We start from the raw sequence: 20,611 nt of genomic DNA, 5'->3' as shown, positions 1-20,611 counted from the left end.
CTAGGGTGATTATTAAAGTGACAAAAACGCCAGCCCCGGAAAAAGAAAAAAGAACGACGAATCCTGATCCGATCGACGTGCATGTCGGAATTCGTCTTCGTCTTCGCCGCAACCTCCTTGGGCTTAGCCAAGAGAAGTTGAGCAAGGTTTGTGGCCTGACGTTTCAACAAATCCAAAAATATGAACGCGGGACCAACCGCATGGGGGCCAGCCGCCTCTATCAACTTGCGAAAGGGATGGATGTTCCCGTTTCTTACTTTTTTGAAGAAATGGGCGATGATCAAACAAGCTCTCGCACCGCTGCTGGCTTTGCGGAAAATGACCAGGCGCCACTTGATGAAGCACGGTTTGAAGGCAGCGAGTTTATGTATCGCCGCGAGGTGATGGAGCTTATCCGTGCCTACAATAAAATTACGGACATTAAGACGCGCCGCAAGGTGTATGAACTTATCAAGTCTATGGCGGATTCTGAGTAATCCTTTCTTGATCTTACCTGCCATTCGTGCTGAAATCGCGGCCTTTCCCACCCTTTGAAAAGAGGCTTTGATGATCAGCAACCAGAAGAACTTTTCCTTTACGTCCGAGTCCGTCGGCGAAGGCCACCCCGATAAAGTCTGTGACCGCATCTCCGATTCCATCGTTGACCTGTTCCTGAAAGAAGACGCCCACAGCCGCGTGGCCGTTGAAACGCTTGCGACCACGAACCGCATCGTGTTGGCTGGCGAAATCCGTGGCCCCGCTTCGATCACGCCAAAGGAGATGGAAGCCGCCGCGCGTGAGGCCGTGCGTGAAATCGGCTATGCGCAAAAGGGCTTTCACTGGCAGTGGGCGGACGTCCAGATTTATATTCACGCGCAATCATCCGATATCGCGATGGGCGTTGACGCTGGCGATAACAAGGATGAGGGCGCTGGCGATCAAGGCATCATGTTTGGCTTTGCGTGCAATGAAACGCCGCAACTTATGCCTGCGCCGATCATGCTTTCCCACAACATTCTGCGCTTTATGTCGGAAGATCGCCATGCGGGCAAGTTGCCACTATTGGGTCAAGATGCCAAAAGCCAAGTGACATTGGAATATGAGGATGGCAAGCCCGTCCGCGCTTCGCGCATTGTGGTGTCGACGCAGCATGATGAAAAAGCCGATCAGGCTGAAATCCGCGAGATGGTGCGCCCCTATGTGCTTAAGGCTTTGCCGGAAGGCTGGATGTGCGATGAAGAGTTTTTCTATGTCAACCCGACGGGGCGTTTTGTCATCGGTGGGCCCGATGGCGATACGGGCCTGACGGGACGCAAGATTATCGTGGATACTTACGGCGGCTCCGCACCTCATGGCGGCGGCGCGTTTTCGGGCAAGGACCCCACGAAAGTGGATCGTTCGGCGGCCTATATGGCGCGTTACATGGCGAAAAACGTCGTGGCGGCGGGCATTGCGGATCGCTGCACGATTGAGCTGGCCTATGCCATCGGCGTGTCAGAGCCTCTGGCCGTTTATGCGACAACGGACGGAACCAACCATGTGGATGATGCCAACCTTGTCGATGTGCTGCGTGGTTGCGTGAAGCTGACGCCCCGCGCCATCCGTGAGCGCCTTGGCCTTAATCGCCCTATCTATAAAAAAACTTCGTCCTTTGGCCACTTTGGCCGTGATCCAGAGGCTGATGGCCATTTTTCATGGGAGCGCCTCGACCTCGTCGCGGAACTCAAGCGAGCCTATAATTTGTAAGGGATTGCAGTCTTTTCTCAAACCAAGGCGTTGCTCTAGCTTTTATGCATCGAGCTTCGCCTTGGAGAGAGAAAATCATACCCTACCAACATTCGTAAACACAAAAGCTACGGCGATCCTGAACAAAAGCTTTGTTTGATCTCCGTTTGGGTTTGGCGGGTTTAATGTTGTGGGTCTCTGCCCATTTCTGGATGGCCGCCTCTGGGTTGGGGACAAACAAGTCCTCTAAATTGACGATTGGCCAAAGAACCCCACCCTTTGTTTTTACCAGTTTATAGCCAGCGTTCTTGATCTCGGCCTTTTGGGGCCTTGTGCAATGGTTCTGCGGCGTGTCCGTTGTGTTCGGGCTGGACATGGCTCGATCCTCCTTTTTTAAAAGGTTTTATGGCATCTTCAGGAATTTTAGGGGGAGGTGGATATGAATGTGCGCTTAGCGCACAATAAGGGCGACCCCAGAGACGGGGCTCAAAATAATGGAAACAGAAAAGGTTTTCTTCATCGTCATGATGGCATGATATACAAAGACTTTTTTGTTGGTCAATAACGTTGTATTATTTTTTAGATTTTTTTTGTAAACCGTGTCAAAAAAATCAAGGAAAGGGTTTGGGTTGGGGATATGCGGCATTCAGGGGTAATCTCCTGAATGCCGTTTGTTTATGGGGCTGGGATAAAAGCGGGGTAGGTTGAACGATAGGGACACAGAACACTGTTATATCGTTTAAGGTGCCTACTAATCGCCTCCTTCTGTTTTTCTTGGACGCGGATAACAGCAGAATAGAGAGGTTCTTTTAATGATATGGATTCTGAAAGATTAAAGAACTTAAGAACCGTTTGAACAAAGGCCAGATTTTGAACAAGCAAATGTTCTTCTAGCTCTTTTGGTGTCAATGGTACGCGCTTAGCTGCAGGGTGTGTTTGTTCAAAGTCTATCCGTTTAAGCCATTTCTGAGTGCGGTTCAGACAAACATCACGGCTTGCGCTTTTGTGTATATTGAGGATATTACGACGAATTGCAACAAACTTCGTTTCATAACCATAATCCAGAGTGATCCCCCATGATCGGACAACAGGAAATCCTTTGTGCCTATAGGTTTTATACAAAAACGATGCGTAGGGAAAGGAGGTATTGGAATGAATCTGTAAGGGCATGATTATATCCTTTTCAAAAATTGGCATGGCGTGATAATGCAAATAATCCGATGGCGGGCGCAACTTTTTTCTATGGTTAATGAATAATGGCAGAGCAGATAAAAACATCACCGAAACGCCTTTTTGGTCGTCGCAAGGGCCGCCCTTTGCGGGCGGGGCGCGTCTCGCTGATGGAAACGCTGTTGCCGCGCGTGGCGATTACGATAGGTGAAGGCGGGCGCGTTGATCCCTTCGCCCTATTTGACGCCGTGCCTGAAGCCGTACGCCTTGAGATTGGCTTTGGCGGGGGTGAGCATTTGGCGGCGCAGGCGGCGGCTAACCCTTCCGTTGGCTTTATGGGGTGTGAGCCTTTTGTTAACGGCGTGGCGAAGCTTTTGACGCAGATTGAGGCGCAGGATTTAAAGAATGTGCGCGTTTATCCCGACGATGCGCGGGTTTTATTGGACGCACTGCCGGACGCTTGCCTTGATATGTGTTTTGTTCTGTATGCCGATCCGTGGCCCAAAACGCGCCATGCCGAGCGTCGTTTTATCGGGAAAGAAAATCTAGATCGTCTTGCGCGCGTTTTAACAGCGGGCGGGCAGTTGCGCCTTGCCACCGATGTGGCGGCGCTGGCGCAGTGGATGCGTGAGCAGACGAACGCGCACCCGTCCTTTGCTTGCGTTTATGACGGGCCGCAGGCTCCCGCCGATTGGGTTCCCACGCGCTATGAGCAAAAGGGTATCGCCGCAGGCCGCACGCCTACGTATTTGGTTTATAAGCGCGTTTAGCCCCTATTCCTTCCAGCCATGCAGAAAAACAAGGTCGAGGGTGGTGGTGATGCCGCCGCCTGCCGCGCTGTGGCGCTCGGCGTAAATCTTATTGGCCTTTTCAAAAACAGCGCGGCGCGTGAAACAGCGCGAGCGCTCTGGCAGGGGCGGCGTGCAGCGTGCCTCCTGCAACTCGCGCAGCAGCGCATAAAGATCGTCATAGACCAAGGTCACACGCTGCGTGTCCACGACGGGCAGGGTGAAACCTGTCGTTAGTAAAGCGCGGCCCAAGCTTTGCGGATCGGGCATCGTGTAAAGGCGTGGGCTTGCGCCGCCCGCCACGGCGCTCTCGGCCTCAATCAGGCAGGCGCGCAATTCGTGCAAGGACTCGCCGCTCAAGATGACACCCAGAAAGAGGCCTTCGGCTTTCAGCGCCGCATAAATAGAGCTTAGCTCTTGCGTCCAATCGCTTGCGGGTGTCAGCGAGAGGCAAGCGGTAATCAGATCCTGTGAGGCTGGAGCGATGTTGTCTTGGTCTTGCCCCTGCCATTCATGGCGCAACGGAAAGGGGAGATGAACATCGCGCAGCCTTTCTTGAAGGCTCTTGGCTGCCTCATGATAAAGGGGGTGAGAGGCCAGCACGTTAGACATCGATCTCTTTGCTTTGCCAGATATAGAGCGCGGGGATCACCAAAAGCGTTAGTGCCGTCGCGCTGGCCAGACCAAAGACAAGAGAGATCGCCAGACCTTGAAAAATAGGATCGGTGAGGATAAAGGCCGCGCCGATCATAGCCGCCGCCGCCGTCAAAACAATCGGGCGAAGGCGGATAAGGCTGGCTTCGAGGAGGGCTTGCCGCAAGGGCATGCCCTCGGCGCGCAAATGGCGAATAAAATCGACCAGCAGGATCGAATTGCGCACGATAATGCCCGCCAGCGCGATAAAGCCGATCATCGAGGTTGCTGTGAAGGGCGCCCCAAATAGGGCGTGACCCAAGACAATACCGATCAGTGTAAGCGGCACGGGGACCATAATGACAAGCGGGACAAGGAACGAGCGGAACAGCCCCACAACAAGCAGATAGATACCCATAATCGCGACAAAGAACGCAGCGCCCATGTCGCGGAAGGTGACGTAGGTGATCTCCCACTCGCCATCCCATAACAGCGTCGGCTTGGATTCATCCAAGGGCTGTCCATGATAGCGAATGACGGGGCGCTGGGCCTCATCGGGGATGATCTCATCCAGACTGCTTTGCACCGCCAGCATGCCGTAAAGAGGCGCTTCATAGCGTCCTGCCAATTCGGCGGACACCATTTCGGCAAAGCGTCCGTCGCGGCGATAGATGGGGAAAGAGGCTGGCTCCTTGCTTATAGTCACGACATCGCCAAGCTCGACATTGCGGCCTTCGCGTTTCGTGCCACCAGCAGGAACGGGCGTAGAGAGAATCCTCTCGCCAAACCATTCGCCGCTTTTGGGCATCTTCAGCGTAATGTCGAGTGGCCGTGATCCTTCGCCGCGCTGGGAATAGCCGATTTTGACTCCGCCCGTAATGCCCGCCAGCGTGTCGTATACGGCCTGTTCTTCAACGCCGTAGTATTCAAGATTTTCCTGATTGATTGAAAAGCGCATCCGCTCGCTTCGCTTGTCAAAGACGTTGTCAATGTCTGTGATAAAGTCATTGGCCTTAAAGGCCTCGCGCACTTTGGTGGCCATGGCGCGGCGCGAATCCGCATCAGGGCCATAAATTTCGGCGAGCAGGGTTGCCAAAACGGGCGGGCCGGGCGGAACCTCAACCACTTTGACGACAGTGCCTTCGGGAAAGGTCATGGCTTTAAGGCGCTCGCGCACGTCGAGAGCGATGGTGTGGCTAGCGCGTGAACGCTCTGCCTTGGGCAGCAGGTTGATTTGCAAATCGCCCTGTTCGGGTTGATTGCGAAGAAAGGCGTGACGGACAAGGCCGTTAAAGTTGAATGGCGTGGCCGTTCCGACATAGGCCTGAAACGAGGTCATCTCTGGCAGGTCTTTAAGCTTTTCTGCCGTGGTTGCTAGAACGCGGTCGGTTGCCTCAAGGGTGGATCCTTTGGGGAGGTCAACGATGATCTGCATTTCGGACTTGTTGTCAAAAGGCAAGAGCTTGACCGTCACGACCTTAAGCGGAAACATCAAACAAGCCACCACCGTCGCCCCCGCAACATACAGGACAAAGCGTTTGGCCTTTTTCTTGTCTGCGAGCAGAGGCCGAGCGATGCGTTCATAAAAACGATGGAGCTTGTCGTGTGTATGATCGCTCTCTTCAGCGGATAGAGAAGTAAAATACTTACCGGATATTTTAAGAAGAAGCCAAGGCGTGATAATTTCGGCTACAAAAAACGAAAATAGCATGGCCATCGAGGCGTTGGCGGGAATGGGACTCATATAAGGCCCCATCATGCCAGAGACAAACATCATCGGCAAAAGCGCGGCCACGATGGTCAGCGTCGCGACAATCGTCGGATTGCCGACTTCGGAAACGGCGTCGACGGCGGTTTCAACAAGGTCGGCGCCTTTGTCCAGTCGCCAGCGGCGCACGATGTTTTCGACAATCACAATGGCATCATCGACAAGGATGCCGATGGAGAAGATTAATGCGAACAGGCTCACGCGATTGATCGTATAGCCCATCAACCACGAGGCGAAGAGTGTGAGCAAAATGGTGGTTGGAATGACAACCATGACCACAAGGCCCTCACGCCAGCCAATCATCCATGTAATTAGGGCCACAATGGTAATGGTCGCCAGAAAAAGATGGAAAAGAAGTTCGTCGGCTTTTTCCGTGGCGGTCTCACCATAATTGCGGGTCACCGCCAGCGTGATGCTTTCGGGGATGACATGGCCTTTTAGGGTTTCCAGACGCTTCAGAAGATCATCGGCTACAATAACGGCGTTAGCGCCTTTGCGTTTGGCGAAGGCAAGGGTGACAGCAGGACGGCGCGACAGATTGCCGGAGTCGTCACGCGAAAAGGTCCACACACGCGCGTCCGTTTGCGCGCCGCCTACGGTGACGGTGGACACGTCCTTGACATAAATGGGGCGACCATCGCGTGTGGTCAATAGAAGAAGGCCGATATCGGGAACGCCTTGTAGTGTTTGCCCTGCGACGATTGGCGTGTGGCGGTTCATTTGGTTGAAAGCGCCAACCTGAAACGAGCGATTGGCGTTCGTGAGCTTTTCGACCAGCTGGTTGAGCGTCACACCATACAGAGCAAGCTTTTCGGGATCAGGTTCGATGCGAACTTGGTTGGGACTTCCCCCCACAATATAATTCAGGCCGACATTGTCGGTTTTGTCCAGCTCATGCAGGACTTCTAAGGCAATCTGATAAAGACCATTGTCATCCCATCGCGCCGCGCTTTCCTGCTTGGCAGAAAGGGTCAGCGATAGGATCGCGATATCGTTGATGCCATGCCCAATAATGGCGGGAGCAGGAATGCCTTGGGGCAAACTATGGATATTCGCGTTGATTTTTTCCTGAATGCGCAAAATGGCCGTGTCTTGGTCGGTTCCGGGCAGAAACCGCGCGGTGGTCAGGATGTGGTCGTCTTCCGTTTGGGAATAGACATGCTCGACGGCCTCAATGCCTTTGACGATATCTTCCAGCGGGCGCGTGACCAGCTCAACGGCGTCAGCGGCTTTGTAGCCGTTGGTGTTGATCATGATATCGACCATCGGGACGCTGATTTGCGGCTCTTCCTCACGCGGAAGGGATTGAAGTGCCAAAAAGCCGACAGCCAACGACGCCAGTAGCAAGAGCGGCGAGAGCGGTGATTGGATAAAAACTTGGGTCAGGCGACCGGAAAGACCGACTCTCATGGTTGCACCACAACATCGCCATCGTTAAGGCCGGAGAGAATCTCGACCTTGTCTTCTTGCGTTGTCCCCGCCTGCACGGCAATTTCATTTCCACCCTTGAGTTTCAGGAAGGAAACGCCAGCGCGCCTAAAAAGGTATTCTTGGGGAACCATCATGGCGGCGCGTTGCCCTGTTGCGACATAAACGCGTGTGCGCTCGCCCACGAAATAATCGCCAAGGTCTGAGGCCGTCACATCCGCAATCACCCGCCCGTATTTGATTTCAGGATAAACAAGGCGAACCGTCCCTGTTTTCATGGCTTCGGTGCATTGCGTTCCCAGCCCTCGCGCGCCAATCTGAACCGTGTCACCCGCTTGGATAAAGCGCGCGTGCCGCTCTGGCAGATCAAGGCGCAGAATGTAATTTTCTTGGGAAAGCGTGGCAATAGTTTCCCCCGCCATCACGACGCTGCCAACGGATACGGGAACGGTTAGGATGCGTCCGGCATTGGGGGCTAGAACAGCGCCTTCTGTGGCTTGCTGCGCGACCTCTTGCTTCTCGGACTTGGCAGCGTCCAGATTGTGTTGTGCTATTTCCAGATTGGCGCGGGCTTCATCCAGCTTGGCTTGCGTGCCATAGCCCGATTGGCGAAGCTCGCTGGCGCGGGCGAAATCAAGCTTCGCTTTATCATAGGCGGATTGTGCCCCCAAGATGCGGGCATCAAGCCCTTGACCTTTGATGGCCAGTTTGGGGTCGCCCACGACGGCGATTCTGTCGCCTGCCTTGACGTGATCCCCTTCTTTAACGGTAACAAGGCTTAGCGTGCCGTTGATACGGGCGCGGGCCTGAACCTCACGCACGGACTCAATGGTCGCAATAACGGCTTTAAGGTCATCGACCATCGACGGATGAACCGTGAACTCTTGCGCCTGTGCACCAGAAGCAAAAAGGGTAAGCGACAAACTTGCAAAAAGAATAAAGCGATTCATGGGCAGTCTCCTTCAGATAGGGGATTATGCCTCTTGACAGAAACATTAGCAAGCGCTAAATTAGAACCTATGAATATAAACACACAAGAGTTCGGGCAGCAGGCGGGCCGCGTCGCGGCCTTGATGAAAAGCCTTTCAAACGCACACAGGCTTATGATTTTGTGCCGTTTGCATGAAGGCGAATGCTCGGTGGGCACGCTTGAAAAGACGCTCGGCATCAATCAGTCCTCTTTATCACAGCATTTGGCGCGTTTGCGGAAAGATGCTATCGTGGCCACGCGGCGTGAGTCGCAAACGATCTATTATCGGCTTCTGGACGATCATGCAGGTCGCGTGGTTAAGCAGCTATATTCTCTTTATTGTCCCTCTAAACCCCCAACAAAAAGGAAACGATCATGACTGTTGAACGCGCTGTGATGTTGCTCGCTGGCTCTGTTGTTCTGCTTGGCATTGTTTTGTCCGTCTTGGTCAGTCCTTGGTGGCAGCTTCTGCCCTTCTTTGTCTCGATCAATATGATCCAGTTTGTGTTTACTGGTTTTTGTCCGGCCGCGATTGTGCTCAAGAAGCTTGGGCTTAAGTCCGCGCCTCTCTTTTCAGAATAAAGAACCCCTAAAAGGATTTCTTCATGCGTCTTGGCTCTTTTGTCGTTGCAGGATTGCTTGTCTCCTCCTTGGCTCAACCGGCGTTTGCGGTAACGCAGACGCTGCAAGACGCTATGGCGGGGGCTTATCGCAGCAATCCTGATCTGCAGGCGGCCAGAGCCAAGCTTCGTGCCACGGATGAACAAGTGTCTCAGGCCTTAAGCGGCTGGCGGCCTAGTGTAGACGCTGTGGCGGGCGCGGGCGCTTCTCGTCAAAAAATCGCCAGTGGCCCCCTAGCGGGGGATGAGTCTTTATCGCCAAGCGATGTGGGTATTCGCGTGACGCAGCCCGTGTTTCGTGGCTTTCGCACGGAGGCTGCTGTCAAGGCTGCTGAGGCGAACGTGCTGGCGGGCCGCGCCCAGTTGAAAGAGGCCGAACAGCAGCTTCTTTTTGAGGCGGCTACGGCGTACCTAGACGTTGCGCAAAGCCAGACTGTTCTTGATCTGACAATTAACAACGAAGACATTTTGCGCAAGCAGCTAGAGGAAACGACGGGACGCTTTGATGTCGGTGAGGTCACCAAGACGGATGTCTCCCAATCCGAAGCCCGCCTAAGTGCGGCGATTGCGGCGCGTACAAGGGCCGAAGGCGCTTTGGCCAATGATCGCGCCACTTTTTTGCGCTTGGTCGGGGATCAGGCGGGCGTGTTGGCTCCCGCCAAACTGGTTTTGGATTTTCCGCACAGCGCGGATGAGGCCGCCACGATGGCTGTCAAAAACAACCCGTCCGTTCTAGCGGCGTTGCATGGACAGGATGCGGCTGAAGCCGGCGTGACGGCGGCGGAAGGCAGCTTGCTGCCTGAAATTGCGTTGGTGGGCGATGTCTCGCGCGGGTGGGAGCAAAGCATTATGCAATCGCACCGGCAGGACGACGCGACGATTATGGCGCGCCTGACCATTCCCCTTTATCGCTCTGGCGCGGATTATGCCAAAACGCGTGCTGCACGGCAGACCGTGACGCAAACGCGTCTTGAGCTGGAAGGCGCACGTCATAAAGCGCGTGAGCTAGCGGTTCGGGCATGGCAAAACCTGTTGACGGCACGGGCCGCTATTACAGCGCATAAAAGCGAAGGCGAGGCGACAGCGCTGGCGCTGCGCGGCGTTCAGGAGGAAAGAAAAGCGGGCACGCGCACAACCCTTGACGTGTTGAACGCCGAGCAAGAGATGTTGAATGCCAAGGTTAACCTTGTGAAGGCCGAGCATGATGAGGCCTTGGCCATTTTACAGATCAAGGCCGCCGTTGGCGCGTTGACGGCTGAGGCGCTTGCGCTGCGCGTTGAGGTCTATCAACCTTCCACGCACTATGATGAGGTGCGCGGCAAATGGATTGGTTTTGGCGCGTCCCAGAAATAAAGCGTGGTTATCGTCGGTTACAGGAGATAAGGATGCCTCTAGAGTCGGACGATATATCCAAGCCCCTGATCGCCATTGTCGATGATGATCCTATTCTTCGTTTGTCGGTTTCCGCGCTTCTATCAAAGCGGGCGCGGGTGATGACGGGCACAAACGCGCATGACGCGCGGCGCATCATGTTAGAGCACAAACCCTCCCTCGTGCTGCTGGATGACATTATGCCGGGCGGGCCGACGGGGCTTAGCTTTCTTGAACAAATTAAGGATGATCCCGTTTTGTCCGCGATCCCCGTTGTGATGGTGACCGCCAGCGATAAAAAAGAAGAGATGCTGCGCGGCCTTACGGCGGGGGCTGTTGATTATGTCCCCAAACCCGTGACAAGCGAGGCTCTTTTGCGTGTGGTTGAGCGCATCTTGGCGCGTAAGCAAAACCGCGTGATCCTGTGTTTGCGTGACCGTGCGTTCGAGTCCGCCATCACCGCGCGGTTGGCAGGGCTGAATTGTATTGTGTTTGGCTCTGGCGATGGGGGACAGGGGGGCATGGATTCCTTGCAAAAAGAATCCGCCATTGTTGTCTTTGATGCGGAGTCCCTCTCGCGTGATGAAGCGTTGCGTCTGGCTAAGACGTATCCCGCCAGTCGCTTTTTATGCCTTGCCAAGGATGGCGAGGTGGGGGGGCAAGACAACGCTGTCCCCACGCTTTCCGTGATGCCTTTCACAAAAGACGAAAACGATGTGATCAAGCGCATCGGCCTTTTGTTGGCGGCGCAAAGAAAGCTTGCCTAAGCAAAAGGGAATTAAAGTTCAGATCGTATGGATTTATCCATTTTATGCGTCTTTCGTTTTCTCGCTTCCTTATCCCCAAAGTTGTGGATAAGTCTGTGACTAACAGGACTGTTGAAGACGATAAAACCGACAAAACCTAGGATTCTGCTATATTGCCTATTTTTTAGGCAATATAGCAACATCATGAAATATAACAGCAATTTTATGTTTTGTGGCGAAAACGCCTAGTCTTCTGACGGAACAAAGGGAAAGAGCGTCTTTTTTAAGGCAGGTGTGAACAAAAGCCCTGCGGGCTGCACAAGATTCCTCGCCGAGTCAAGGGGCATAAAGCCGTATTCCTGCCTATAATGGTTAGGTTCTTTGCTAAAAAAGGAAGTGCAGAAAAGATTTTCAGGAATCGCAGCCTGTTATCGTCCCGTTTATCCCTTCGTCTTGTAGCAGGGCAAGCAGGCGGCGGTTTAGCGCCTCTCTCTCCGTTGGTTTGTGGGACGGGGTGGCTGCTACCAGTGCATCGAAATGTGCCTGCGATTGGCGCTCGTTCTTCAGCGTGGGGCCAAGGGCAAGCCCGTTGATCCTTGCGTGAGGCGCATAGCGCCGCGCCAGCGTGGGGATCATGGCGGCCATCGCAGCGCGGCTACGCGCATAGGCGCTCATGTGAGGCGGGATGAGGGTACTATCCAAAATCTGGACAATGGCGCCTTGGCAGCCTTGCGGCAGTTGGGCCAGAAACGCGTCGTTCAGCGCCAGCGGCGCATCGACATTCACGGCTCGGTGGCGTGCACCGGCAGGATCCTCGGCATCGTGGATAAAAAGGCTGGCATTATGAATAAGGGCGGTGAGCGGCGGGGCTTCCTTAACGGGGATCAGCCTTGCGATATCGTCCGGTTTTTCCAGATTGGCTTGAGCCAGAAAGACGGTGCGGCCCAGCGCGGTGATTTCCTGCGCCAGCGTTTCAGCCTCTTCTTTCGACGTGTTGTAATGGATCGTTATATCCCATCCGGCTTTGGCTAGATCCAGCGCCATAACGCGGCCTACGCGCTTGCCTGCACCTGTGATCAGGACGTGATGGTTCATTTCTTTTGTTATTCTTTCTTGCGCTTTGGCCCATCGACCAGCGCGGACAAAACCCCGTGCCATGAGCGGATTTCCTGTTCGGTCATTTCGGCGCGTCCCAAGGTTGATTGCAAGTTGCGCGTTATGGTGGGGCGCATGTCCTCGGCGACAAAATAGCCCGCCTTGTCCAACTCGTCCTCAAAGCGATCAAAGAATTTCTGGTATTCCTCGCGCAAAGCGGGGCGACTTTTGCCGACGCGCAACTGGTTTTCTGGTGTCGCATCGTTCGCCTGATACCACTCATACCCGATCAACAAAACCGTCTGCGCCAGATTGAGCGACATAAAGTCGGGATTCAGCGGAATGGTAATTTTCGCATTTGCTAGTGCGACATAATCGTTGATGAGGCCCATGCGTTCGGGGCCAAAAAGAACGCCGACCTTTTGTCCGTCAGACGTGCGCTCGATCATATCGGGAATAGCGGCGCGGGGGGTCATGATGCGATTGACCATGTCGTTGCCACGTGCCGTCGTGGCGTAAACGTAATTCAAATCGGCAATCGCGTCCTTTACCGTATCATAGTGCTTGGCGTTTTCAAGGAGATCGTCCGCGCCAGAGGAGGCGGCCATCATGCGCTGCCTGTGAATATCGCCCAGAGGCCATGGATCGCGAGGCGCGACGATGCGCAGTTCAGGCAGCGCACAGTTCGCCATTGCACGTGCCGTCATGCCGATATTTTCGACAAGCTGCGGATGAACAAGGATAATGATGGGGGCGGTCTTGGTCATAAAAGATCAGTCTTTCAATAAGAACAGCCGTCATCCCGCTGAAAAGCGGGATCCAGCGGCCTGCGTCCGCAGGCCGTATGAGTCTTGTGCCGCGCTAGCCTGCCCCGTGCTTGACACGGGGCGCGGCGCTGGATTCCGGCCTTCGCCCTACGCTGCTTCGCAGCTTCGGCGCGACAGGTCGCCGGAATGACGAAAAAGGGCTGCAGATGAACAAGGATGATGGGGGCGGTCATTTTTCTTTTTTCGTTTTCTTGATGCGTTTTGATGATTTTTTAAGCCATATCGCGAAGGTCTTTTCGTCAATTTCTTTCTGGGCAAGAGCCATTACGGTCATATAGGCATCGACCTCTGTTGCATCGTATTCCCATCCATTTTCATCCATAAAAGCACACGCGGTAAGAAACCCCGTGCGTTTATTGCCATCAAGAAAAGGGTGATTGCTGATGATGCCATAGGCATAGGCGGCGGCTAGATCGAAAACGTCAGGATTGTCATAGGCGGCTAGATTCTTGGGACGGGAAAGGGCGGAATCCAGCAAGGCTTCGTCACGAAGGCCTGACAAGCCGCCTTGTTTCATGACTTGTATTTCACCAGTCATCTTTACAACGTCTTCAGAAATCCATTTCCATTTTTTTGTCATCAGTCGGCCAGCTTGCGTAAAGTATTGCGATACTTCTTGGCGTATTTTGCGACGACGTCCATTTGTCTTTCTATTTCCTCGTCGTAGTGTGTGATCGTAAACCCGTCTTTGGTTGGGGTCAAAAAAACTTCTTCCCCTTTTTTGAGGTTCATGGCTGTGATGAGTTCCTTGGGGATTATCATTCCCATGGAATTGCCGATTTGTGTGATTTTCGCGCGCATGACTAAGCCCTCCAAAACTTTGTGTTATAACACATGTTACAACATTGGGCGGAAAAAGTCAAAGGAAATAATTAGGGCACATCATCCAAATGCTTGTCGTTTTTGATCACCTCATGTTTGTCTTTGCCCTCTAACACGAGGCGGAAGACAACAAAAGCCACGACAGACGAAGAATTATTGATGAAAGTGTGAGGCGTGTTTTCAACGCGCACAACGTCACCAGTGTGAAGGGTTTTGTTTTTCTTCGCTCCGTTTTCTATCCAATGAGCTTCAATTTTACCAGAGATAATGTAAAGCGTTTCTTCGATTTGGTTGTGGTGATGCCAAGGCTGTATAGTTCCTGCCGCAACTTCGTTGTAATGAATCTCATACTCAGGAAAGATGTAATAGGTTACATCGGTTCCTTCGGGTTTTTTGACAGAGATGCCTTGAGATTTTCCTACAACTTGCATTGTTACTAATTACCCCCGCCGCCATGTCGTGCCGCTGGCGCTATCCTCAAGGATTACGCCTTGCTGCGCGAGGGCGTCACGGATGCGGTCGGATTCGGCAAAGTTTTTGGCCTTTTTAGCCGCCAGACGGGCTTCGATTTGTGCGTCGATGGCGGCATCGGAAAGGCCATCCGCTGTGCCTGCGCCTTTAAGCCAGCTTTCCGCGTCTTGTTGCAAGAGGCCCAGCGCGTCTCCGGCGGCCAGCAGGGCGGCTTTCAGGGCCGCTTTTGCCTCGTCCGTGGTGGCGCGGTTTAGCTCGCCCACCAATTCATGAATATGCGAGATAGCCAGCGGCGTATTGAGGTCGTCCAAAAGGGCGGCCTCGATGGCTTCGGGGATAACGGAAGAGGATGAGGCGATGACGGGAATGTCCTTCACGCTTCTCAACGCCCCGTACCATTTGTCCAGCGTCGCCTTGCACTGCATCAGGTTGTCCTTGGTAAAGTCGCAAGGCTGGCGATAGTGCGATTGAAGGAGGGATAGGCGTAGCGCCTCACCCGGCGCTTCGTCCAGCAATTCATGCACTGTGAAGAAGTTGCCAAGCGACTTCGACATCTTCTCACCGTTTACGGTGAGAAAGCCGTTATGCACCCAGTATTTTGCAGGAGGCGCGCCATCATGGGCGCACGCGCTTTGCGCGATTTCGTTTTCATGATGCGGAAAAATCAAATCCAGCCCGCCGCCATGAATATCAAACGTCGTGCCCAACAAATCATCCGCCATGGCTGAGCATTCCAAATGCCAGCCGGGGCGTCCATAGCCCCACGGGCTGTCCCATCCCTCACCACCTTCGGGCGCGGGCTTCCACAGGACAAAATCCGCAGGGTCTTTTTTGTACGGCGCGATTTCGACGCGGGATCCGGCAATCAGCTCATCACGCGTGCGGCGGGAAAGCTTGCCGTAATCCGCCATCGATTGAACGCTAAACAGGACGTGCCCTTCCGCTTCATAGGCATGGCCTTTGTCGATCAGCGTTTGCGTAAGCGCGATCATCGGCGCGATATAGGCTGTGGCGCGAGGCTCATGATCGGGGCGAAGTGCGTTCAGATGATCCATGTCCTGATGGAACATTTTTGTTGTGCCGATGGTCAGCTCTTGTATCGAGATGCCGCGTTCTTTGGCACGCGCTAGGATTTTGTCATCCACGTCCGTGATATTGCGGGCATAGGTGACTTTGGGAAAGTGTCGCTTGAGGAGGCGATAAAGCGTGTCAAATACCACGATAGGCCGCGCGTTGCCGATATGCGCGAAGTCATACACCGTGGGGCCGCAGACATACATGCGAACGTTGGCTGAATCGAGTGGCTCGAACACTTCCTTGGTGCGGGAGAGGGTGTTGTAAAGGTGAAGGGTGGTCATCGATAGCTCCAAGAAAAGGGGATTCAGGATTCGGGATTCAGGATTCAGCCGTACAACAGAGGCAACAACAGCGTGAAAGTTTCACAATGTCTCCCCGAATCCCGAATCCTGAATCCTGAAAGCTTCTCATGCCTGCTCCCCGCTCAATCGCGCCAGCGCCCGTTCCCGTCCGATGAGTGGCAGCAGTGTTTTCAGCTCTGGCCCGTGATCCATGCCCGTCAGGGCGCGGCGCAGTGGCATAAACAGCTCTTTGCCCTTGCGGCCCGTTTTATCTTTAACCGCGCCTGTCCAGCTCTGCCACGTTGTTTCATCCCACGGCGTGGGGGGCAGCAGCGCGGCGGCCTCGCCCACAAACGCCTTATCGTCGATCAGTGGCGTGACGGGGCCGTTGGCGACATGCCACCACAGGCGAACATCCTCAATCGTCATCAGATTGGTGCGAACAGCGTTCCAGAAATCTTCCGTAACGTGCCCAAGGCCCAGAGCATCCAGCCGCGCGCCGATGGAAGCAAAGGGTGTCATATGCAGGATTTTGGCGCTCATATGCTTCAGCTCTTCCAAATCAAACTTGACTGTCGAGCGCGAGATTTTGGCAAGGTCAAACGTGCCCGCCAGCTCATCAAGGCTGAGGCAAGGCGTAACGGGATCGGACGTGCCTAGTTTGGCCAAAAGGGCGTTGATCGCCATGGCCTCTAGGTGAAGCTCGTCGCGCAAGGACGCGATGCTCATCGTGCCAAGGCGTTTGCTCATGGCCTCGCCCGTGATGTTGACCATCAAAGGATAATGCGCCCATTGCGGCGCGGGCTTGTCCGTGATCGCTTGCCACAGCTGGATTTGTACGGAGGTGTTGGTGACGTGATCCTCGCCGCGAATGATATGTGTGATGCCCATATCGGCATCGTCCACGACCGAGCAAAAGGTGTAAAGCGGCACGCCGTCTTCGCGCACAATCACGGGATCGGACAAAGAGGAGGCGGGGAAAATCTTGTGCTTTTGGATCAGATCATCCCATGAAACGTCGCCCGCGTTCAGCTTAAAGCGCCAATGTGGTTTCTTGCCCTGCGCGATCAGCGTGGCAATCTCATCCGGCGCGAGCTTCAGCGCGGCGCGGTCATAAACGGGCGGCAGGCCGCGACCCAATTGGGTTTTGCGCTTAAGGCCCAGCTCATCCGCCGTCTCAAAACAGGGATAGACGCGGCCGCTGGCTTTCAGCGATTCCAAAACTTCCTGATAGCGCGCCGTGCGCTCTGACTGCTTGGCATAGGCATCCCATGTCAGGCCTAGCCATGTCATATCGTCTTTGATACCTTGCTCAAACGCGGGGGTAGAGCGCTCCTGATCCGTATCATCCATACGCAACAGAAAGCGTCCGCCATGCTGGCGGGCGAAAAGGACATTGAACAGGGCCGCACGGATATTGCCAATATGCAAAGAACCGGTGGGCGAGGGCGCAAAGCGTACAAATACAGTCATGCCCGTTGTTCTAGCAGGAAAAAAGGGCGATGGGGAAGGGGGTTTAGGGTTCCAAACGCAGGTTAATAAAAAAGGAAACCCGACAAAATCACCCTCCCCTTGCGGGAGGGTCGAAAAATAAGGCTCCGCAGGAGACGGATTTTTTGGGGAGGGGTTCTAAAGTCGTATGTTTTCTGACCCCTCCCCGAAATTTCTTCTTGCTCCGCAATCAGAAATTTCGACCCTCCCGCAAGGGGAGGGTACTTTGTTAACTCAGATTCATAGCCCCAGAAGGGGGGGGGAGACAAAAACCCCTCTATTTTCTTAAGATTTTTGCTTGGTTAAGAAAGGGTTATGGCCCTATTTTGCTCTCTTTAAACGAAAATATACCTTTTTGTGCTTTAATGAGAATGAGATTTCCAGAGACTATAGCTCTTTCTATGGTTTCTAATGGGCAATAAGGAAATTGATAGGACGAAAGGCACTGAAGGATTTTTAAAGGAGGGAAACATGACGCAAGCGATTAAGGGGTTGGTGATCTATTCTCCTGAAGAGAGTGTGTATTCTGCGGAACAACTAGAAAAAGGCCTCCGAGAATTGAGTACAGGTCAACCCTTGCCCGTGCGCATTCAAAAAGTGCTTGGCAGTGGCTATGAAGAGCTTGCTTTTGAGGTCGATCTAGCCGATCCAAACGCTACACCACAAAAGTTATTTGAAGAAGCCGTTGCTTTAAGGCAAAAAATGAAGATGAGCGATGATTACCCTATAAAGCTCTCTACAGGTTATACAAGTCATCTTGTCACGAAGAACACTACTGTAGCGGAACTATTCAAAGAACGCGAACGGCAGATTTCTCGTGAGGCAGCTCTTCAAGAAAGAGCGAACCAGAAAATCTCTAAAATAAACAGGCGAAGAGCTAGACATGCTTTGAAAGTTCTTACGGGGCCAAACAGTTCTATGGAATTAAGAAAAATTGCTGTCGGAAAGTTGGGCGAAGCAGTAAGGGATGGCGTAAAAAAGCACACACACACTTTTGCTAGGCATCTTCGTCCGGGTGGTTAACCCCCCATCTTGCTCCCCTTTCTTAATGCGCCTACACTCCGCTCCTGCCGTTAAGACAGGAGCGGATTTTTTATGACCTTTCCCACCTTTGCCGATGTGAAGAAGCCGGACTTTCGCCCCGAAGCGGGGCGGGGTTTTCGGCTTGTGTCCGACTATCAGCCTGCTGGCGACCAGCCGCAGGCCATTGACGCGCTTTGCGCGGGGTTAGAGGCGGGCGCACGGGATCAGGTGCTCTTGGGCGTCACAGGCTCTGGCAAGACGTTCACAATGGCGCAGGTGATCCAGCGCTTGCAGCGTCCCGCCTTGGTTCTTGCGCCCAACAAGACTCTTGCCGCGCAATTGTATGGCGAGATGAAGAGCTTTTTCCCCGATAACGCGGTGGAGTATTTCGTCAGCTATTACGACTATTATCAACCCGAAGCCTATGTTCCTAAGACGGACACCTATATCGAAAAAGAGTCGATGATCAACGAGCAGATCGACCGCATGCGCCATGCGGCCACGCGCTCGCTGCTGGAGCGTGACGACGTGATCATCGTGGCTTCCGTCTCGTGCATTTATGGCATCGGATCGGTAGAGACGTATCAGGATATGGTGCTGGCCTTGCAGGCGGGGCAGACGATTCCTCGGCAAGAACTTCTCGCGGGCTTTGTGCAGCTTCAATACAAGCGCAATGATATCGGCTTTGGGCGCGGCGATTTCCGCGTGAAGGGCGACACGGTTGAGGTGTTCCCCGCGCATTTGGAAAGCACCGCGTGGCGTTTTTCTCTGTTTGGCGATGAGATTGAAAAGATTATCGAGATTGATCCTCTGACGGGCGAAAAGGGCATGGTTTTGGACGGCGTGAAGCTGTACGCCAACAGCCACTACGTCACGCCGCAATTCACGATTGAGCAGGCGGTGGCCAAGATCAAAGTGGATTTGCAAGCGCGGCTAAAGGAGCTTTTGGCGGAAGGCAAATTGGTGGAGGAACAACGCCTGCGTGAGCGCATCACTTTTGATATGGAAATGATGCTGGCGACGGGAAGTTGTTCGGGCATCGAAAATTTCTCGCGTTATCTGACGGGCCGAGCCGCGGGAGAGCCTCCGCCCACGCTGTTTGAGTATCTGCCCAAAAATATGCTGCTCTTCGCGGATGAAAGCCACAACATGATCCCGCAACTTCATGCGATGTATCGCGGCGATTTTCAGCGGAAAACGACCCTTTCTACTTTTGGCTTTCGCCTGCCGTCTTGCGTCGATAACCGCCCCTTGAAGTTTGAGGAGTGGGACGCGATGCGCCCGCAAACCATCTTTGTGTCGGCGACCCCGGGGCCGTGGGAGCTAGAGCAAACGCAAGGCGTCTTTACCGAGCAGGTGGTGCGCCCCACGGGCCTTATCGACCCGCCCGTGATCATTCGCCCAACGGATCATCAGGTGGATGACCTTCTGGCCGAGGTGCGTGAGGTTGTGAAAAAAGGGATGCGTATTTTGGTGACGACGCTCACCAAAAAGATGGCCGAAGCGCTCACCGATTACATGACCGAGGCGGGGATCAAGGTGCGCTATATCCACTCGGACGTGGATACGCTGGAGAGGATCGAGATTATCCGTGATCTGCGCCTTGGCGTGTGCGATGTGCTGGTGGGGATCAACCTTTTGCGCGAGGGACTCGACATTCCCGAATGTGGGCTTGTCGCTATTTTGGATGCGGATAAGGAAGGCTATTTGCGCTCACGCGTGTCGCTGATCCAAACGATTGGGCGCGCGTCCCGCAATGTGGAAGGTCGCGCCATTCTTTATGCCGATAAAATTACGGGCAGCATGCAGGCGGCCTTGGATGAAACAGGCCGCAGGCGCGAAAGACAGCAGGCCTATAACGCCCTTCATGGCATCACACCTGAAAGCATCAAGAAAAACATTGGCGATATTCTGTCCTCGGTTTACGAGCGCGGCGATCACGTCAATGTGCCTGTGGGCACAGAAGTCTTCAGCGGCAAGAAGCTGCAGAGCCGCCTTCGCGCTCTTGAGAAACAGATGAAGGATGCGGCCAGTAACCTCGATTTCGAAGACGCCGCCCGCCTGCGCGATGAAATCCGGCGGCTGGAGGCGGCAGAGATGGAGATTGCCAAGCTATAACCAGCCTTATACCAAAAAGCGAATGAAGTGACTCGTAGAGAAAAAACAAACGGGATGCCCGCTTTGCCCTTTCGCCCGCCGCAAGTGCGGCGGGACGAGGGCGCGGGAATGACGGGGTTTTTTGTGGCGATACTCCCCTTTAGCGTCATCCCCGCGAAAGCGGGGATCCCGTTTTTCTTGTTGTTTTTGCGTGTCAGTTCATTGGGGG

The 20,611-nt window shown here is 53.9% G+C and carries 22 protein-coding genes; 9 read left to right on the top strand and 13 right to left on the bottom strand.

Going from position 1 to position 20,611, the window contains the following annotated elements; all coding sequences use genetic code 11:
- Positions 1-17: 17 nt before the first annotated feature.
- Both WC612_00760 and metK read left to right on the top strand, forming a co-directional pair.
- Entirely contained in the window at positions 18-476 is a 459-nt protein-coding gene (locus WC612_00760; protein MFA6279308.1) for a helix-turn-helix transcriptional regulator, read from the top strand.
- Positions 477-546: 70 nt separating this feature from the next.
- The gene (metK, locus tag WC612_00755; GenBank protein ID MFA6279307.1) at positions 547-1,725 is read left to right on the top strand and encodes a methionine adenosyltransferase; all 1,179 of its coding nucleotides are present in this window, start codon (positions 547-549) and stop codon (positions 1,723-1,725) included.
- An 82-nt stretch (positions 1,726-1,807) separates the two neighbouring features.
- Here the strand turns inward: metK and WC612_00750 are convergent, their stop codons facing one another.
- Both WC612_00750 and WC612_00745 read right to left on the bottom strand, forming a co-directional pair.
- A complete protein-coding gene (locus WC612_00750; GenBank protein MFA6279306.1) occupies positions 1,808-2,080 on the bottom strand; it encodes a hypothetical protein in 273 nt (90 codons plus the stop codon).
- 299 nt (positions 2,081-2,379) lie between these two features.
- The gene (locus WC612_00745; protein ID MFA6279305.1) at positions 2,380-2,982 is read right to left on the bottom strand and encodes a hypothetical protein; all 603 of its coding nucleotides are present in this window, start codon (positions 2,980-2,982) and stop codon (positions 2,380-2,382) included.
- On the opposite strand from WC612_00745, the gene WC612_00740 reads away from it, so the two are divergent.
- Positions 2,961-3,644 (top strand): tRNA (guanine(46)-N(7))-methyltransferase TrmB, encoded by a 684-nt coding sequence (locus tag WC612_00740; GenBank protein MFA6279304.1) that lies wholly within the window; start codon positions 2,961-2,963, stop codon positions 3,642-3,644. The genes WC612_00745 and WC612_00740 overlap by 22 nt on opposite strands.
- 3 nt (positions 3,645-3,647) lie before the next feature.
- On the opposite strand, the gene WC612_00735 is transcribed toward WC612_00740, so the two are convergent.
- Genes WC612_00735 through WC612_00725 form a run of 3 tightly spaced genes read right to left on the bottom strand, consistent with a single transcriptional unit; the run spans position 3,648 to position 8,441 of the window.
- Entirely contained in the window at positions 3,648-4,274 is a 627-nt protein-coding gene (locus tag WC612_00735) for a hypothetical protein (protein ID MFA6279303.1), read from the bottom strand.
- Positions 4,267-7,473 carry an efflux RND transporter permease subunit gene (locus tag WC612_00730; GenBank protein MFA6279302.1) on the bottom strand — a complete coding sequence of 1,069 codons (3,207 nt, stop codon included), beginning with the start codon at positions 7,471-7,473 and terminating at the stop codon, positions 4,267-4,269. Before WC612_00730 ends, WC612_00735 begins: the two co-directional genes overlap by 8 nt.
- Complete coding sequence (locus WC612_00725) at positions 7,470-8,441, bottom strand: efflux RND transporter periplasmic adaptor subunit (protein ID MFA6279301.1); 972 nt, start codon at positions 8,439-8,441, stop codon at positions 7,470-7,472. The genes WC612_00730 and WC612_00725 overlap by 4 nt, the downstream gene beginning before the upstream one ends.
- A 69-nt stretch (positions 8,442-8,510) precedes the next feature.
- Here WC612_00725 and WC612_00720 point away from each other — a divergent pair, with 69 nt between their 5' ends.
- From WC612_00720 to WC612_00705, 4 genes are read left to right on the top strand one after another with little or no spacing between them, the layout of a single operon-like run.
- On the top strand, positions 8,511-8,840 hold the full coding sequence (locus WC612_00720; GenBank protein MFA6279300.1) for a metalloregulator ArsR/SmtB family transcription factor: 330 nt from the start codon (positions 8,511-8,513) through the stop codon (positions 8,838-8,840).
- Positions 8,837-9,043: a DUF2892 domain-containing protein gene (locus WC612_00715; protein MFA6279299.1), complete on the top strand. Its 207-nt coding sequence runs from the start codon at positions 8,837-8,839 to the stop codon at positions 9,041-9,043. Before WC612_00720 ends, WC612_00715 begins: the two co-directional genes overlap by 4 nt.
- Positions 9,044-9,066: 23 nt before the next feature.
- Positions 9,067-10,434, top strand: a complete 1,368-nt coding sequence (locus tag WC612_00710; protein MFA6279298.1) for a TolC family outer membrane protein — start codon at positions 9,067-9,069, stop codon at positions 10,432-10,434.
- A gap of 32 nt (positions 10,435-10,466) precedes the next feature.
- Positions 10,467-11,219 (top strand): response regulator, encoded by a 753-nt coding sequence (locus tag WC612_00705; protein ID MFA6279297.1) that lies wholly within the window; start codon positions 10,467-10,469, stop codon positions 11,217-11,219.
- A 390-nt stretch (positions 11,220-11,609) separates the two neighbouring features.
- On the opposite strand, the gene WC612_00700 is transcribed toward WC612_00705, so the two are convergent.
- The 8 genes from WC612_00700 to gltX all read right to left on the bottom strand — a co-directional run bounded on the left by WC612_00700 (position 11,610) and on the right by gltX (position 17,244).
- A complete protein-coding gene (locus WC612_00700) occupies positions 11,610-12,293 on the bottom strand; it encodes an SDR family NAD(P)-dependent oxidoreductase (GenBank protein ID MFA6279296.1) in 684 nt (227 codons plus the stop codon).
- An 8-nt stretch (positions 12,294-12,301) separates the two neighbouring features.
- A complete protein-coding gene (locus WC612_00695; protein ID MFA6279295.1) occupies positions 12,302-13,060 on the bottom strand; it encodes an RNA methyltransferase in 759 nt (252 codons plus the stop codon).
- Between the two features lie 14 nt (positions 13,061-13,074).
- Entirely contained in the window at positions 13,075-13,293 is a 219-nt protein-coding gene (locus WC612_00690; GenBank protein MFA6279294.1) for a hypothetical protein, read from the bottom strand.
- Entirely contained in the window at positions 13,290-13,700 is a 411-nt protein-coding gene (locus WC612_00685) for a type II toxin-antitoxin system death-on-curing family toxin (protein MFA6279293.1), read from the bottom strand. The genes WC612_00690 and WC612_00685 overlap by 4 nt, the downstream gene beginning before the upstream one ends.
- Positions 13,700-13,921: an AbrB/MazE/SpoVT family DNA-binding domain-containing protein gene (locus WC612_00680; GenBank protein ID MFA6279292.1), complete on the bottom strand. Its 222-nt coding sequence runs from the start codon at positions 13,919-13,921 to the stop codon at positions 13,700-13,702. The genes WC612_00685 and WC612_00680 overlap by 1 nt, the downstream gene beginning before the upstream one ends.
- A 71-nt stretch (positions 13,922-13,992) precedes the next feature.
- The gene (locus tag WC612_00675; protein ID MFA6279291.1) at positions 13,993-14,373 is read right to left on the bottom strand and encodes a cupin domain-containing protein; all 381 of its coding nucleotides are present in this window, start codon (positions 14,371-14,373) and stop codon (positions 13,993-13,995) included.
- 9 nt (positions 14,374-14,382) lie between these two features.
- Positions 14,383-15,771, bottom strand: a complete 1,389-nt coding sequence (gene cysS / locus WC612_00670; GenBank protein ID MFA6279290.1) for a cysteine--tRNA ligase — start codon at positions 15,769-15,771, stop codon at positions 14,383-14,385.
- 126 nt (positions 15,772-15,897) lie between these two features.
- A complete protein-coding gene (gene gltX / locus WC612_00665) occupies positions 15,898-17,244 on the bottom strand; it encodes a glutamate--tRNA ligase (GenBank protein ID MFA6279289.1) in 1,347 nt (448 codons plus the stop codon).
- Between the two features lie 489 nt (positions 17,245-17,733).
- Here gltX and WC612_00660 point away from each other — a divergent pair, with 489 nt between their 5' ends.
- Together WC612_00660 and uvrB are read left to right on the top strand one after the other, a co-directional pair.
- Positions 17,734-18,285 (top strand): hypothetical protein, encoded by a 552-nt coding sequence (locus tag WC612_00660; GenBank protein ID MFA6279288.1) that lies wholly within the window; start codon positions 17,734-17,736, stop codon positions 18,283-18,285.
- Between the two features lie 72 nt (positions 18,286-18,357).
- Entirely contained in the window at positions 18,358-20,403 is a 2,046-nt protein-coding gene (uvrB, locus tag WC612_00655; protein ID MFA6279287.1) for an excinuclease ABC subunit UvrB, read from the top strand.
- The last annotated feature ends 208 nt before the right edge of the window (positions 20,404-20,611 follow it).

Source organism: Bdellovibrionales bacterium, from assembly GCA_041662785.1.
Taxonomy (GTDB): domain Bacteria; phylum Pseudomonadota; class Alphaproteobacteria; order UBA9219; family UBA9219; genus UBA8914.
The sequence above is the reverse complement of the archived record's forward strand: the minus strand, read 5'-3'. Positions and strand labels throughout refer to the sequence as shown.